The sequence below is a fragment of the Streptomyces cirratus genome, from assembly GCF_014650775.1.
Classification (GTDB): Bacteria; Actinomycetota; Actinomycetes; order Streptomycetales; family Streptomycetaceae; genus Streptomyces; species Streptomyces cirratus.
In genome coordinates this window covers 889,207-903,918 of record NZ_BMVP01000002.1, presented here as the reverse complement: position 1 = coordinate 903,918, position 14,712 = coordinate 889,207, and the positions used below count along the sequence as shown (strand labels likewise).

Sequence of the window (14,712 nt, the reverse complement as noted above, 5' to 3'; positions counted from 1 at the left end):
AGCGTGCACGTTCCGCACCACGCCGGTGAACGAATAGGGTGACGTGCGCATCATCCAGGGGAGAAGGGGACGTTCAGTGTCGAGATCCGGTCACCGGCGACTGCTGCTGGTTTCCACCAATTACGCTCCCGAGCACGCGGGGATTGGGCCGTACGCCACCCAGATCGCGGAGCACTGGGCGGATCTCGGCCACGAGACGCACGTCCTCGCGGGCATGCCGCACTATCCGGCCTGGTCGCTGGAGCCCGAGTACAAGGGGGCGCTCCGGCGCACGGAACAGCGCGCGGGTGTCACTGTGCACCGGCGCGCGCACACCGTGCCGCCCCGCCAGACCGCCGTACGACGGGCCCTGTTCGAAGGATCGATCCTGCTGCACGGCGCCGTGGCCCCGCCCCGGATGCCGAAGCCGGACGCGGTCCTCGCCCAGATGCCCAGCCTGGCCGGCGGGGTGCTCGCCGCACGCCTGGCCGCGAAGTGGAAGGTCCCCTACGTCCCGGTCGTCCAGGACCTGATGGGCGCCGCCGCCGCGCAGAGCGGGATCAGCGGAGGCGACAGGGCGGCCGCGCTGGCCGGGCGCGCCGAGGCGTACGCGCTCAAACGCGCCACCCTGGTCGGCGTCATCCACGAGACCTTCGTGGACCGGGTCGTCGGGATGGGCGTGCCCGAGGAGAAGATCCGCCTGGTGCCCAACTGGTCGCACGTGGCCGTGCCGACCAAGCCGCGCGGCGAGACCCGCCGCCACCTCGGCTGGGCGCCGGGCCAGACGGTGGTCCTGCACTCCGGGAACATGGGCCTCAAGCAGGGGCTCGAAGTCCTCGTCGGCGCGGCCCGGCTCGACCCCGATGTCCGCTTCGTCCTGATGGGGGACGGCAGTCAGCGCGCGGCCCTCGCCGACCTCGCGTCCGGCGTACCGAACCTTGACATCATTCCCCCTGCCGCCGACGGGGAGTTCCCCGATATCCTCGCGGCGGCGGACGTGCTCGCGGTCACGCAGCACGCAGCTGTGCTCGACATGAGCGTGCCCTCCAAGCTGACCTCGTACTTCCAGGCCGGCCGGCCCGTCGTCGCGTCCGTCGCGGCGCAGGGCGGGACCGCCCAGGAGGTGGAACGTTCCGGCGCGGGGGTGCTCGTACCGCCGGAGGACCCGCACGCCCTGCTCAAGGCCGTACGGGCGCTGGCCGAGGACCCGCGGGCCGCGGACGCGCTGGGCGCCGCCGGGCCCGTCCACGTGGCGGCCCACCTGAGCCGCGAAGCGGGGCTGGCCCGCATCGACGCACTGATGGACGAAGCACTTGGGGGTTCCCGGCCGTGATCGAGACGAACCGGCCGGCAGCGGCCCCCGCCGAGGACGAACCCGACCTCCTGCGGGACCAGTTCCGACAGCTCCTGCGCTACCGCCGCCTCCTCGGCGCGGGCGTCGGCATCGGACTGCTGGGCGGCGTCTACCTCGGCATATCGACGGCCGACACCTATGTCGCGACCGCCGACATCGTGCTCCGCGCACCCACCGACGACCCGTTCAACCCGAGCCTGGCGCCCGACAAGGCGATCAACATCGGCTCGGAACGCCAGGTCGCGCTCAGCTCCTCCACCGCCGACGAGGCGGCGAAGAAGCTCGGCGTCCCCGACTCCGGCGTCCCCGCCCTGCGCAGCGGCCTCCAGGTCACCAACCCGCCGCAGACGATGGTGCTCCGCTTCACCTACACCGCGTCCACCCCCGGGGAGGCCGCGAAGCGGGCCAACGCGATGACCGCGGCGTACCTGCTCAAGCGGCAGGAATCCCTGGACGTCACCCGCGACAAGATGGTCAAGGGCTACCAGGACCAGCGCGATCCGGTCGCCAAGCAGCTCGACGAGCTCGTCAAGCAGATCAACTCCATGCCCTCCGGCCCGGGGCGCGACGCGGCCTACTCCTCCAAGACCGACCTCCAGAGCAAGGTCAACACCCTCAACAGCAACATCGCCAAGCTCCAGGCGCTGGACATGGCCCCGGGCCGGGTCACCAGCCCCGCGACCCCGCCCGGCGACTCCGACGGACCGGGACTGCCGATGTCCCTCGCGCTCGGCGCGGCCGTGGGCCTGGCGCTCGGCCTGCTCGCCGCCTGGGTGCGGCTCGTCTTCGACCCGGCGCCGCGCTCCGAGGGCGATGTGGCGCGGGCCCTGCGGGCGCCCGTACTGGGCTCCCTGCCGCGGGACAAGTCCGGCGGCGGTCCGCTGCTCGCGGCCGGTGAGGAAGACCCGCGCCTCGCGGAAGAGTTCCGGTCGGTGGCCTTCCGGCTCGCCTACGACTCCCGCTTCGCCGACCGGCGCCGGCTGCTGGTGGTCGCGCCGCGCGGGAGCAGCGAGACCGCCGCCGCCGTCGCCGTGAACCTGGCCGCCTCCTTCGCGGAGACCGGCAAGGACGTCCTGCTGATCGAGGCGGACCTGCGCACTCCGGTGCTGGCCAGCCAGCTGCCGACCGACGCCGGCGGGCGCCCGCGCTGGAGCCAGATGCCGGGCGGCCCGGGCGCGGGCGGCCGGCCCGGACAGCAGGGCGACTCCGACTGGCCCGACGGGCGTCAGCTCGTCGTGGACGCGGGGGAGTCGGGCGCCTTCGACCTCATCCCCGGTGAGCGGGTCCGCAACGTCGCCCGCGCGCTGACCTCGCCGCGCGCGACCCGGCTGATCTCCGAGGCCGACTCGCCGAACTCCACCGTCGTGGTGCTCGCGCCGCCCGTGCTCTCCTACGCCGACGCGCTCGCGCTGGTCGACCGGGTGGACGGCGTCCTCGTGGTCTGCGACCCGCGGGCCGTGCACCGCAGCGACCTGTCCCGCATCCGGGAGCTCATCAGCGGCGCCGGCGGGACCGTGCTCGGCGCGGTGCTGCACACGCCGCTGCCGGGCGAGAAGCGCGGGCGCGGCAAGGGCAAGGGCAAGGCGGCCCCGGCGGAACCCGCGGGCCCGGCACCGGCTCCGGCTCCGGGCGGCAAGCCGGCTCCGCAGCCGATCCCGTACGAGGTCGCCGAGGCCGAGCAGCACATCCCCGGTGACGGTACCGACACCGTCGCGCTGCGTACGGTCCGCACGGGCCGGCGGTGAGGCGCGGGGGTCTCGCGGCGGTCGCCTCGGTCCTGGACCAGGCCGCTTCCAGCGCCACCAACATCCTGGTGCTGGTGCTGGCCGCCCGGCTGTCGTCGGCGTCCGGCTTCGCCGACTTCTCGATGGTGTACGTGACCTTCACGGTGCTCCTCGGGCTGAACATGGCGTACGTCGGCCAGACGGTGGTGCTGGAGAAGTCCGCGGAACGCCTCGGCGCGGTGTGCCGTTCGGGCCTGGCTTTCACGGCGGCCGCCTCGGCCCTGGCCGGGGTGGTGCTGGCACTGGTGGGCCTGGTGCTGCCGGGGGCCGGGGGGTGGGCGTTCCTCGCGCTGGGGCTCGTACTGCCGCTGGTGCTCGTCCAGGACGGGCTGAGGTACTGCTTCTCGGCGCTGCGCGTGCCGGAACGGGCGCTGGCCGCCGATGTGCTGCGGCTGGGCGGCGTGGTCGGCGCGCTGCTCGCGCAGCCCGAAGGGGCCTCGGCGGGACGGCTGGTACTGGTGTGGGGGGTGTCGGCGCTGCCGGCGCTCGGGCTGGGGCTGTGGCTGCTGCGGCCGTACGTCAGCGGGGCGCGGGTGGAGCTGCGGCCGTACGTGCGGCGGGGGCACCTGGGTCAGCGGTTCGTGGTCGAGTTCGCGGTGGGCAACGGCTCCAGCCAGCTGGCGGTGCTGGGACTCGGGGTGTTCGCGACGCCGCTGGCGGTGGGCGCGCTGCGGGGCGCGACGACGTTGTTCGGGCCGCTGAACGTGCTGTTCAACTCGGCGAACGCGTTCGGGCCGCCGGTGGTCGGGCGGGCGTCGGGCAAGCGGGGCGTGGTCCGGCTGACGCTGCTCATGGGCGGGGTGCTGGCGGCGCTCGGCGCGGGGTGGGGCGCGGTGCTGTACGCGCTGCCGGGGTCGGTGGGGCGGCAACTGCTGGGCGACACGTGGGGGGCGGCGTCCGCCCTGCTGCCCGCTACGGGCGCCCAGTACGCGGTGATGGGACTGGGCACCTGCGCGCTGCTGACGCTGCGGGTGCTGAACCCGAAGGCGACGCTGTCGTTGCAGGTGGTGTTCTCACTGCTGTCGGTGGCGCTGCTGTTGGGCGGGTACGCCGCGTGGGGGGTGGCGGGCGCCGCCTGGGGGCTGGCGGCCGGCTCCGCCGCGAAGGCGGCGGCGGCCTGGACCCGCGTCTCCCGCCTCCGGACCCCGGCCCCGGAACCGGCCACGGCCACGGAACCGGCCTGACGCCCCCTGCGGCCTCGTCGGCCTGACCGGGGTCCGGTGCGCCGCCTCTGCGCAAGCGTTTCCCGGCTGCGCCGGGCTTCGCGGGGCTCCGCCCCGCACCCCGCGCCTCAAACGCCGGCGGGGCTGGATTGGCTGCCCCGGCGTTCGAGACCCCGAGCCGGGGGCGGAGCCCCACACAACCCGGCGGAGCCGAGGGCTTCGGGGCGGAGCCCCACACAACCCGACGCAGCCAAGGGCCTTGGGGCGGAGCCCCACACAACCGGGCGGAGCCAAGGGCTTCGGGGCGGAGCCCCACACAACCCGGCGGAGCCGAGGGCTTTAGGGCGGAGCCCCACACAACCCGGCGGAGGCGAGGGCTTCGGGGCGGAGCCCCACACAACCCGGCGCAGCCAGGGGCTTAGAGGCAGAGCCTCGCAGAACCCGGCGCAGCCGGGGGCGGTTCGCGGGACGGTGCCGAAGCCGGACGGGCTCACGTGGGGGCGTCGCTCGGATGGGGCGTCAGCGGAGGCGGGCTGCCTTGTCGTCGCGGAACGTCGCGACCAGCGCCAGGCAGAGGGCCGCGATGGCGATCCGGCCCGAGGCCTGGAGCAGGGGACCCCGCAGGAGGATGAAGGAGTAGCCCGCCACCAGCGGCACCACCACCGAGATCAGGCTGCCCGGCGGCGACCGCCTCGTGGCGCGCTTCGCGTACCGGCGGTCCACCCGGGCGGCCGCGTAGCCCATCCCCAGTAGCCCCGCGCCCATCCCCAACGAGCCGAAGTCGACCCACAGCTCCGCCCAGACCGGGGACGAGAGGTTGGTGTTGACCGTGCCCATCCACTCCCCGATCATCACGCCCGTGTCCTTCGGCTTCCCCGCCCACACCGACCGCGGCACCGCGAAGAACACCGACCCCGCGAGCTGACGCCCGTACAGATGGCCCGGCCCCGAGTCCGAGTACGTGATCGTGTTCGCGAACATCCCGATCTGGTCGTAGTCCTTGAGGGCCATCGGCTCCAGGAACGAGGTCGTCTCGACCGGCTTGTAGTTCTTCTCGTCGTACCGGAAGCGGTCCGCGAACGGGAAGACGAGCAGCGCGATCACCACGGCCATCGACAGCGCCACCCGGTACATCGCCGCGCTCACCGGGAAGACGGTGAACAGCAGCGCGAACATCACCGTCAGGAACCAGTACCGCGGGTTCGAGATCGGGTTGTTGACCACCAGGTTCAGCAGCGCGAGCCCGCCCCACGTCACGATGACCGAGACCTTGCGGCGGGCGTACTTCGAGGTGATCAGCCAGCGCGTGTACAGCAGCATCGCCAGCAGCGCCGGTACCGTGCCGAAACCGCGCAGCAGGGCCTGGCCCGCCTGGCCGTCGCCGTTGGAGACGCCCGCTTCCTCGATGCCCGCGATGATCTCCTGCCGGCTGGAGAAGAAGACCGCCGGGCCGCCCAGCTTCATGATGAACGCCGCGCTGCACAGGAACGCGAGCGCGGTGAGCAGGTGCAGGCGCCGCCGGTGCGCGAGGACGGGCCGTTTCTCCTTCTGCGAGCCGCCGGCGCGCCCCGTCGGCCGGTGCCGGGCCAGCAGTACGCCGACGTCGAAGGCGGTGCAGCCCAGCAGGACGAGACCGATGGCGGTCGTCAGGTCGTAGCGGGGGCCGACGACGGGTGTCGGGACCCGGCCGAGGACGGCCTGGGCGAGCGGGGCCACCCCCATCGCCATGTAGACGAAGAGCCAGAACGAGCCCTGGAGCAGTTTGCGCCGACTGGTCAGGACCATCGCGGACAGCCGGGCGCCCGCGTACATCGTCAGCAGCAGCTGGAGCCAGAACGCGGCGTCGTGCTGGCCGTCGCCGGGCTGTATGGCGACGAAGAGCGGCAGGAAGACGGTGAACCCGAGGATCAACGGGACGGACAGGGCGCGCGAGAGCAGGGTGCGGGGGGTGGTGACACGGCCCCACTGGGCCTCGTCCTGGGGCGGCGGTACCGGTACTACCGCGACGGCGGGCTTGCGTATGTCCGTTGCCACTGCCGCCCCCACCCCATGTGCCTGGTCCGCGCGCAGTCTAGTCTGAGCGGGCTGCGCCCGGGGAGGCGCGGCGGGGTGGTTGTCGGGGGCGGACGATGAGGGGCAACTGTTGCGTGATCTTCCTTCCTTCACGCTGGCCGGGTACGACAAGGGGCGCGGGCTGCTGACGCAGGCGCTCTGGTTCGCGGTGATGAACACGCTCTTCATGGCGTGGTTCTGTCCGGCCCGGGTGCGGGTGGCGCTGCTGCGCGCGTTCGGTGCGCGGATCGGCGAGGGTGTGCTGATCCGGCACAGGGTGCGGGTGCTGTGGCCGTGGAAGCTGACGGTCGGGGACCACACGTGGATCGGCGAGGGCGCCTGGCTGCTGAACCTGGAGCCGGTGACCATCGGGGCGAACGTGTGCGTCTCGCAGGAGGCGATGCTGTGCACCGGTTCGCACGACCACCGGGCCGCCGACTTCCGCTACCGCAACGCGCCCGTCGTGGTGGAGGACGGGGCGTGGGTGGCCGTACGCGCCACCGTGCTGGCGGGTGTGACGATCGGGCGGTGCGCCGTGGCGGGCGCGGGCGCGGTGGTCCACAAGGATCTGCCCCCACTGACCCTCCAGACCCAGGACGGGCGTCGCCGCCCGGTGGAGGAGCCGAAGTGAGCCCCGCTCTGAGAGTTCTGCACGCCGTCACCCTGCACTCCCCCTCGCACGCCTTCGGCGGGCCGGTCCGGGTCGCCCTGAACCTGGCGAAGGGTCTGCGGGCGCGCGGCCACGAGGCCCGGCTGCTGGCCCTCGGCGAGGGGTTCCCCGATCCGTGGCCCACCTCCGTCGAAGGGGTGCCGGCGAAGCTGTTCCCGGCCCGCAGACTGCTGCCGCTGGGGTTCAGCGGGATGACCTCGCCGACGCTGCTCGCCTCGGCGGGACGGCTGGTGCGGGACGCCGACGTGGTCCACGTCCACCTCGCGCGGGACCTCGTGACGCTGCCGGTGGCGCTGGCCGCGCTGCGGGCCCGCAAGCCGCTGGTCCTCCAGACCCACGGCATGGTGGACCCGAGCGGGAAGCTGCTGGCCAAGGTGCTGGACGCGGTGGCGGTACGCCGGCTGCTGCGCGGCGCGGACGCGGTGCTGTACCTGACCCCGCACGAGCGGCAGGGCCTGGACGCGGTGGTGGGTCCGCCCGCGCTGGCCACGGCGGTACGGCTGGTCAACGGCACTCCGGCGCAGGAGGAGCGCCCGGCACCGGCGGGGGCTCCGCGCATCCTGTACTCGGCGCGCCTACAGGCCCGCAAGCGGCCCGTGGACTTCGTGGACGCGGCCCCGGCCGTGCTGGCCGCGCATCCGGACGCGCAGTTCGTGGTGGCGGGGCCGGACGAGGGTGAACTGGCCGCGGTGCGGGCGCGGATCGCGGGGCTGGGGCTGGGCGCGCGGTTCACGGTCCCCGGACCCCTGTCGGGCGCGGAGGTCCTGGCGGAGCTGCGCCGGGCCCACGTGTACGTGCTGCCGTCGGTGGAGGAACCGTTCCCCATGTCGGTACTGGAGGCGCTGGCGGTGGGCGTGCCTTCGGTGGTGACCCACTCCAACGGTCTGGCCCGGGACATCGCCGCGGCGGGGGCCGGGCGGGCGGTGGATCCGGGCCCGGCGGGGGTCGCCGGTGCGGTCCTCGACCTCCTGGACCCGGACGCGAACCGGTCGGCCTCGGTCGCCGCCCGGAAGCTGGCGGCGCGGTCGTTCTCGATGGACGCCGTGCTGGACACCCTTCTGCCGGTGTACGAGTCCGCCCGCGGCGCGGGGGCGTAGCCGCTCCCCCGCCCGGAGGGGTCAGATGATGTCCCGGCCGCGTTCCTCGACCACCGGGAGCACCCCGGCGGCCCGGCGGCGGCGCAGGACGCTGGAGTACACGGCCAGGCCGATCGCACCCGCCGCCATCATGATCAGGCCGACGAGGGGCAGGTTGACGCCCTCCATCCGCCAGTCGCTGGCGAAGGTGATGATGGCCCCCACCACGATCAGGGCAATGCAGCCGCCGATGCCTCGCATGTCAACTCGCCTCCACGTTCGTGGTCTTGTGACGGCGCGAGTACCCCGGGCCGGGACATGGAAACGCCCCCGCGGGCAGTGGGACTGCCCGCGGGGGCGTTCTCGTCCGGTCGCGGCCGCGCCTACGCGGGGATCCAGGCGTAGCAGGCGGTCGAGCTGAACTCGGCGGTACCCGCCGGGATCGTCGCCGTGATCTTGTCGCCGGCCTTCGGCGGGGCCTCGGGGCCCGAGGCGAGGACCGAGCCGTCCTTGCCCTTCGCCTCCCAGGAGCAGGAGGTGCTCTGGGTCAGCGCCCGGTAGGTGCCCGCGGCGGGCGACTGGTGGCGGCCGTCGCCGAAGCCCTTCTCGGCGGCGGCCAGGATCGGCTTCTGCTCCGGGCACAGGTACGGGATGGCGTCCTTCGCCCCCGGGATCTCACCGGCGACGATGGCACCCGTGGCCGCGTCCTTGTCGTGCTTGGCCGTGCGCTCCACCCGCTGGCAGGACTCCTGGCCGGTCTGGAGGACGGCCGCGGGGTCCATCTTCTCCGGAACCCGGCCGCTCAGGTACTTCTTCTCCGTCTCGGTGAAACTGCCCGTCTTCGGGACGAGCTTGGAGTCGGGCAGGACCGGGCCGGACGGCTTCGCCCCGGGGGAGGCCGACGCGGCCGGGCTGTCGGCGGGGTCCGGCGCCGGGGCGGAGGCCGGCGGCTTCGGCTTGCCGGGCGCCGGGTCGGCCTTCGCGCCGCCGTCCGAACTGCAGGCGGTCAGGGTCAGGGCGGCGGCCAGCAGAACAGCAGCCGCTGCGGAGCGTCGGTACATCAGGGGGCTCCCGTACTTGCCGGTGGTGGACAAAGGAGTACGGGGCCTGCCGCGCGGGCGGGCCCCGTACTCCGTCAGGCGGGTGTTGCCTCGGCCGTTACTTGGGGCCGAAGGTGAGGATCAGCTGCGGAGCGGCGTCCGCGGCGGTCGCCTCCGAGGACCAGATCCACAGCGGGTCGGTGCCCGTGCTCGTCAGGGCCATGCTGTATCCGGTGCCCAGCACCGAGGAGACGGCGGTGGTGTCCAGTTCGACGCTCTGGACCGCCGAGCCGTCCGGCACGCCCGCGATGGATCCGAGCGGGGTGGTGCCGAGGGTCGGCTTGGTGTTGAACGTCGTGCCCGCGGCGCTCCAGGTGCCGGTGACCGGCACCACGGACACGGTGTCGGCCGTACCGGCACCCGTCTGTGTCGTGGTCTTGACCTGGAGCGAAGCCGACTTGAGGACCGTCCCGGCTGGGGCGGCCGGCAGGTTGAAGCGCAGGTACGTCTCGTAGGCCGAGGTGCCGCGCACCGCGAGCGAGGTGGACGTGCCGTAGGCCTGGCTGGGGGCGCCCTGGTTGATGTAGGTGTCCTCGGTCGTGACGACCTTGGAGACCGTGTCGGTGGGGGCCTTGGCGAGGTCGTAGTGGTTCTTGACCTGGGCCTGCGTCAGCGCCGTCGGGTAGACGGCCGTCTCGTCGATCTGTCCGGCGAAGAAGTTGCTCGTCGGACGGTTCGGCCAGCTGCTCAGGTTGTCGCCGCCCACGTGCCAGAAACCGGCGTACTGCTGGAAGTTGGTGACGTTGAGCGTGCCCTTGTTCTGGCCGTCCACGTACAGCGCCATGCCCGAGGGGCCCTGCGTGCCGACGACGTGGTGCCACTTGTTGTCGTTGTACGTCTCGAACAGCCCGGTGGAGACGGTCCGGGTCGAGCCGTTGTACACGCCGAAGACCAGGCGGCCCGTGTTGGTCATGTACAGCTGCTTGTCGTACGAGCCGCTGCTGCGGTCGGTGTTGTTGCCGAAGCCGATCAGCTTGCCGCCGCGCGTGGTGTTCGTCTTGAACCAGGTCTCGATGGTGTAGCTGGCGCCGACCGTCTGGCGGTGGTCGCTGTACACCTGCTGGCTGGTGCCGTTGAAGCCCATCGCGGTGCTGGCACCGGAGACGGCGCCGGGCGTCTGGCGCAGGGCCGGGGCGTTCAGCTGGATGCCGCTGGTGTTGCCGTCCGTGGAGGAGTCGGCGACGTAGGGGCTGACGGTGTCGTCGTAGCGCCAGTACAGGTTGGCGCCGTCGGCGCGGACCTGGTTCGGGTACGACTGGACCGAGACGGGCACCGTCACCGAGGCGGTGGCCGACAGCGCGCTGGTGTTGCCGGCGGCGTCGGTCGCGGTCACGCGGTAGGTGTAGGACTGGCCGGCCTTGACCGTGGTGTCGGTCCAGGAGGCCTGCTGCCGCTCGAACTCCAGGGAGTCGGCGGTCATGGTGTGGGCCGGGGTGGACGAGCCGTTCCGGTAGATCCGGTACGTCAGCTTGCTGTCGTCCTCGTCGTAGCTGGTGCGCCAGCGGACCTGGACCTCGCCGGGCTTGACGCTCGCGGCGCTGGCGACCGGGGTGGTGGGCGCGCCGACGTCGCCGGTGGAGGCGAAGCGGGTCAGGCCCTGCTGCGCGACGCCGTTGACGGTGGTGAACTCGCCACCGACCCACATGTACTTGGTGTCGCCCTTTTCCGCGACCGCCATGACGCGCGGGCCGATGCCCTCGCCGAGGCCGTCGTTGGTGTCGGGGAACCAGCCGAGCTTGCGGGGGCTGGCCACGAAACCGTCCACCGGGGCCGGGGGTGTGCCCTGGTAGTCGGTGGGCTGGGCCAGCAGGTGGTGGCGCCGGCCGTCGGGGTATTCGCCGTTGAGCGTGCAGTCGTGGGCGTGCGAGGAGCTGTAGAGCACTCCGTCGTACGGCAGGACGAACTGGGTCGCGCCGAGGCAGCGGTCCCGCCACTTCTCGCTGAAGTCGCCGAGGTTCAGGCCGATGCGGCCGTCGAAGACACCGCCGCCGGAGCCCTCGTTGCCCGTGTAGAAGCCGGTCGCGTCGGTGGCGATCGACTTGACGACGGAGTTGGAGGGGATGGTGCTGTAGGTCTTGGCGACGGCGCCGGTGGCGGAGTTCACGACCGCCAGCGCGTGCGTGTTCTGGCCGTTGACCGTGAAGAAGTCACCGCCCAGCAGCACGTTCTTGCCGTCGGGGGTGACCGCTACGGCCCGGCCGGGCTCGTCGGCGTTGGCGACGAAGGGCCTGAGCGCACCGGAGGTGGCGTCGACCGCGGCGAACCGCTCGCGGGTCTGGCCCTCGACGGTGGAGAAGTCGCCGGCCGCGTACAGCGTGTCGTCGCTGACCGCGAACGCGCGCACGGTGGCGGGGAAGCTCGGGTGGAACGACGCCTTGGGGGTGCAGGTCTCGATGTCGATCGCGGCGGCGCTGGAGACCGGCGTGCCGTTGACGGCGCCGAAGTAACCGCCCGCGTACAGGGTCTTCTTGTCCTTCGAGACGGCCAGGGTGCGCACGGTCGCGCTGCCGTCGCCGACGGTGAAGGCGAGCTTGCAGGAGGTGGGGGCGCCCGTCGCGGCGTCGAGCGCCACGAAGTTCACCGCTTCCTGCTCGGTTCCGCTGCCGCTGCCGTCCGGCGGGCGGACCGTGGAGAAGGTGCCGCCGGCGAAAACCGTGCCGCCCGCCTGGGCCATCGCCCAGACGATGCCGTTGGGCTGCCAGGTCGGCAGTTCGTCGGCGGTGAATGCCACGGGCGGCGTGATGGCGGACGCCTCGGGCATCAGCACCAGGCCCAGGCCGGTGCCGGCACCGGCCAGTGACAGGACGAGGGCAGCAGTCAGCCCTCTGGATCTACGCATGAGCCCCCCAGGGCAATCGCCCGGTTTGATGGCTGGAATTATCCGAACAGCCATATGTACTGGCGCAGACTAGGGCTCACGCGAGGGCCCGGTCACCTCACTTGACCCATTGCATACCAACTTGGAATCAACAGGATCCGCACAGAGGGCGCACGACGACATACGGCGGGTTTGCCCCGGTCACGAGGGCAGAGATCTGCGCGTCATGACCGGGACACGGCAAAGCGTAGGGGAAATACAGGACCTCTAACGGTCGATGCGGACCGTTACGCCCGCCAGCTGGTCCTCTACCTGACGGATGTCGGCGTCGACCATGATCCGGGCGAGTTCGGCCACCAGGACCGTCGGCTTCCAGCCGAGGATCTCCTGCGCCTTCGAGGCGTCGCCGATGAGGGCGTCGACCTCGCTGGGGCGCTCGTACTTGGGGTCGTAGCGCACGTGCTCGTTCCAGTCCAGGCCCGCGTGGCCGAAGGAGGACTCGACGAACTCGCGGACGGTCGCGGCGACCCCGGTGGCGACCACGTAGTCGGTGGGCTCGTCCTGCTGGAGCATCCGCCACATGGCGTCGACGTACTCGGGCGCGTAGCCCCAGTCGCGGACGGCGTCGAGGTTGCCGAGGTAGAGGTGGTCCTGGAGACCGGCCTTGATGCGGGCGACCGCGCGGGTGATCTTGCGGGTCACGAAGGTCTCGCCGCGGCGCGGGGACTCGTGGTTGAAGAGGATCCCGTTCACCGCGAACATGTCGTAGGCCTCGCGGTAGTTCACCGTGGTCCAGTACGCGAAGACCTTGGCGGCGCCGTAGGGGCTGCGCGGGTGGAAGGGGGTGTGCTCGTTCTGCGGGGGCGGGGTGGCGCCGAACATCTCGGAGGACGAGGCCTGGTAGATACGGGTGTCCACGCCGCTGGCCCGGATGGCCTCCAGCAGGCGCAGCGCGCCGAGGCCGGTCACGTCGCCGGTGTACAGCGGGGCGTCGAAGGACACCCGGACATGGGACTGCGCACCCAGGTTGTAGACCTCGTCGGGGCGTATGTCGCGCAGCAGGTTCACCAGGGCGACGCCGTCGGACAGGTCCGCGTGGTGCAGCACGAGGGAGCGGTTCTCGGTCTGCGGGTCCTGGTAGATGTGGTCGATCCGCTCCGTGTTGAAGCTGGAGGACCGCCGCACGAGCCCGTGCACCGTGTATCCCTTGGAGAGCAGGAGCTCTGCGAGGTACGAGCCGTCCTGCCCGGTGACGCCGGTGATCAGTGCGGTCTTGCCCATGGGGTCCCCCTGGTTGTCGGTGTGCTCTGCTTCGGTGAGCGGGGCCGGCCCCCACCCGTTGTGCGGGGCTCTGCCCCTCGTTCCCCCGGCGGGCCTGCGGCGGGCGCCCGCGCGGCCCGGCGCCGGATGGGTACCGTACACGCCCCGTCCGCAACCGCCCCCACCGCCAAGCCCCGCCCCGGACCACCCCGCCGCAACGGCGGCCGAGCCGCAGCCGGGCCGCCCGCCGCGGCCCGGCAACAGGCCGCAGCCGGCCAACGGGTCGCAGGCCGCGGGCGGGCGGCAGGGCAACCGGTCGCGCCGGGCAGTCGGCCGCAGCCGGGCCTGACGGGCCGCCCGCCGCTGCGGGGCCGCCGGCACAGCCCGGCCACGAACCGCCGCCGGGCGAACCGCCGCCTGTGGGGCCGGCGGGGGCGGGGCCGGCGTGGGCCTCCCGCGTAACACCGCGGCAGCGGACTGGCATCATCGGCGGTATGACAAGTTCGCTGCCGCTCCTGCCCCCGCACGCCCGCGTCTTCGTCGCCGGCCACCGCGGCCTCGTGGGGTCCGCGGTCGCCCGGCGGCTGACCGCCGACGGCCACGAGGTGCTCACCCGCAGCCGTGCCGAGCTGGACCTGCGCGACGGCGCCGCGACCGAGGCGTACCTGCGGGACGTCCGCCCGGACGCCGTGGTGCTGGCCGCCGCCAAGGTCGGCGGGATCATGGCCAACAGCACGTACCCGGTGCAGTTCCTGGAGGACAACCTCAAGATCCAGCTCAGCGTCATCGCCGGCGCGCACGCCGCCGGGGTGGGCCGGCTGCTGTTCCTGGGCTCCTCCTGCATCTACCCGAAGCTGGCCCCGCAGCCCATCAGCGAGGACGCCCTGCTGACCGGTCCGCTGGAGCCGACCAACGAGGCCTACGCCCTCGCCAAGATCGCCGGGATCGTGCAGGTCCAGTCGTACCGCAAGCAGTACGGCGCCTCGTACATCTCGGCCATGCCCACGAACCTGTACGGCCCGGGGGACAACTTCGACCTGGAGTCCTCGCACGTCCTGCCCGCGCTGATCCGCCGCTTCCACGAGGCCGCGGCCGAGGGGCGCGAGGAGGTGACGCTGTGGGGATCGGGCACCCCACGCCGCGAGTTCCTGCACGTCGACGACCTCGCCGCCGCCTGCGCGGTGCTGCTGGAGCGCTACGACGGCGACGAGCCCGTCAACATCGGCTGCGGCGAGGACCTCACCATCAAGGAACTGGCCGAGACGGTCGCCGAGGTGACCGGCTTCGAGGGCCGGCTCGCCTGGGACACCTCCAAGCCGGACGGGACGCCCCGCAAGCTGCTGGACGTCACCCGCCTGACCTCGCTCGGCTGGAAGCCGGGCATCCCGCTGCGGGACGGCATCGCCGCCACCTACCGGTGGTGGCGGGAGCAGGGCTGATCGCAAGACCGCGGCCC

Annotated in this window: 11 protein-coding genes; 6 read left to right on the top strand and 5 right to left on the bottom strand. The window is 72.7% G+C overall.

Going from position 1 to position 14,712, the window contains the following annotated elements; all coding sequences use genetic code 11:
- The first annotated feature begins 106 nt into the window (after positions 1-106).
- From IE207_RS09115 to IE207_RS09105, 3 genes are read left to right on the top strand one after another with little or no spacing between them, the layout of a single operon-like run.
- Positions 107-1,312: a glycosyltransferase gene (locus tag IE207_RS09115; RefSeq protein WP_190183647.1), complete on the top strand. Its 1,206-nt coding sequence runs from the start codon at positions 107-109 to the stop codon at positions 1,310-1,312.
- Positions 1,309-3,078, top strand: a complete 1,770-nt coding sequence (locus IE207_RS09110; RefSeq protein ID WP_190183498.1) for a lipopolysaccharide biosynthesis protein — start codon at positions 1,309-1,311, stop codon at positions 3,076-3,078. The genes IE207_RS09115 and IE207_RS09110 overlap by 4 nt, the downstream gene beginning before the upstream one ends.
- Positions 3,075-4,301 (top strand): MATE family efflux transporter, encoded by a 1,227-nt coding sequence (locus IE207_RS09105; protein ID WP_190183497.1) that lies wholly within the window; start codon positions 3,075-3,077, stop codon positions 4,299-4,301. Before IE207_RS09110 ends, IE207_RS09105 begins: the two co-directional genes overlap by 4 nt.
- Before the next feature lie 498 nt (positions 4,302-4,799).
- Here the strand turns inward: IE207_RS09105 and IE207_RS09100 are convergent, their stop codons facing one another.
- Entirely contained in the window at positions 4,800-6,314 is a 1,515-nt protein-coding gene (locus IE207_RS09100) for a hypothetical protein (protein ID WP_229873488.1), read from the bottom strand.
- A gap of 109 nt (positions 6,315-6,423) precedes the next feature.
- Here IE207_RS09100 and IE207_RS09095 point away from each other — a divergent pair, with 109 nt between their 5' ends.
- Both IE207_RS09095 and IE207_RS09090 read left to right on the top strand, forming a co-directional pair.
- Entirely contained in the window at positions 6,424-6,963 is a 540-nt protein-coding gene (locus tag IE207_RS09095; protein WP_190183496.1) for a WcaF family extracellular polysaccharide biosynthesis acetyltransferase, read from the top strand.
- Positions 6,964-6,971: 8 nt separating this feature from the next.
- On the top strand, positions 6,972-8,099 hold the full coding sequence (locus IE207_RS09090) for a glycosyltransferase (protein WP_190183645.1): 1,128 nt from the start codon (positions 6,972-6,974) through the stop codon (positions 8,097-8,099).
- A gap of 21 nt (positions 8,100-8,120) precedes the next feature.
- Here the strand turns inward: IE207_RS09090 and IE207_RS09085 are convergent, their stop codons facing one another.
- From IE207_RS09085 to gmd, 4 genes are all read right to left on the bottom strand, one after another.
- Positions 8,121-8,339 (bottom strand): hypothetical protein, encoded by a 219-nt coding sequence (locus tag IE207_RS09085; protein WP_136214496.1) that lies wholly within the window; start codon positions 8,337-8,339, stop codon positions 8,121-8,123.
- Positions 8,340-8,461: 122 nt separating this feature from the next.
- Positions 8,462-9,139 (bottom strand): hypothetical protein, encoded by a 678-nt coding sequence (locus IE207_RS09080; protein WP_190183495.1) that lies wholly within the window; start codon positions 9,137-9,139, stop codon positions 8,462-8,464.
- A 97-nt stretch (positions 9,140-9,236) separates the two neighbouring features.
- The gene (locus IE207_RS09075) at positions 9,237-12,017 is read right to left on the bottom strand and encodes a CBM96 family carbohydrate-binding protein (RefSeq protein ID WP_190183494.1); all 2,781 of its coding nucleotides are present in this window, start codon (positions 12,015-12,017) and stop codon (positions 9,237-9,239) included.
- Positions 12,018-12,263: 246 nt separating this feature from the next.
- Positions 12,264-13,277, bottom strand: coding sequence for a GDP-mannose 4,6-dehydratase (gene gmd / locus IE207_RS09070; RefSeq protein WP_190183493.1), 1,014 nt, complete (start codon positions 13,275-13,277; stop codon positions 12,264-12,266).
- A 473-nt stretch (positions 13,278-13,750) separates the two neighbouring features.
- On the opposite strand from gmd, the gene IE207_RS09065 reads away from it, so the two are divergent.
- The gene (locus tag IE207_RS09065; RefSeq protein ID WP_190183492.1) at positions 13,751-14,695 is read left to right on the top strand and encodes a GDP-L-fucose synthase family protein; all 945 of its coding nucleotides are present in this window, start codon (positions 13,751-13,753) and stop codon (positions 14,693-14,695) included.
- The last annotated feature ends 17 nt before the right edge of the window (positions 14,696-14,712 follow it).

Excerpts from the sequence above, each read along its gene's own strand:
- IE207_RS09085 (WP_136214496.1), bottom strand. The coding sequence starts at position 8,339 with ATGCGAGGCATCGGCGGCTGCATTGCCCTGATCGTGGTGGGGGCCATC.
- IE207_RS09080 (WP_190183495.1), bottom strand. The coding sequence starts at position 9,139 with ATGTACCGACGCTCCGCAGCGGCTGCTGTTCTGCTGGCCGCCGCCCTG.
- IE207_RS09075 (WP_190183494.1), bottom strand. The coding sequence starts at position 12,017 with ATGCGTAGATCCAGAGGGCTGACTGCTGCCCTCGTCCTGTCACTGGCC.
- gmd (WP_190183493.1), bottom strand. The coding sequence starts at position 13,277 with ATGGGCAAGACCGCACTGATCACCGGCGTCACCGGGCAGGACGGCTCG.
- IE207_RS09065 (WP_190183492.1), top strand. The coding sequence starts at position 13,751 with ATGACAAGTTCGCTGCCGCTCCTGCCCCCGCACGCCCGCGTCTTCGTC.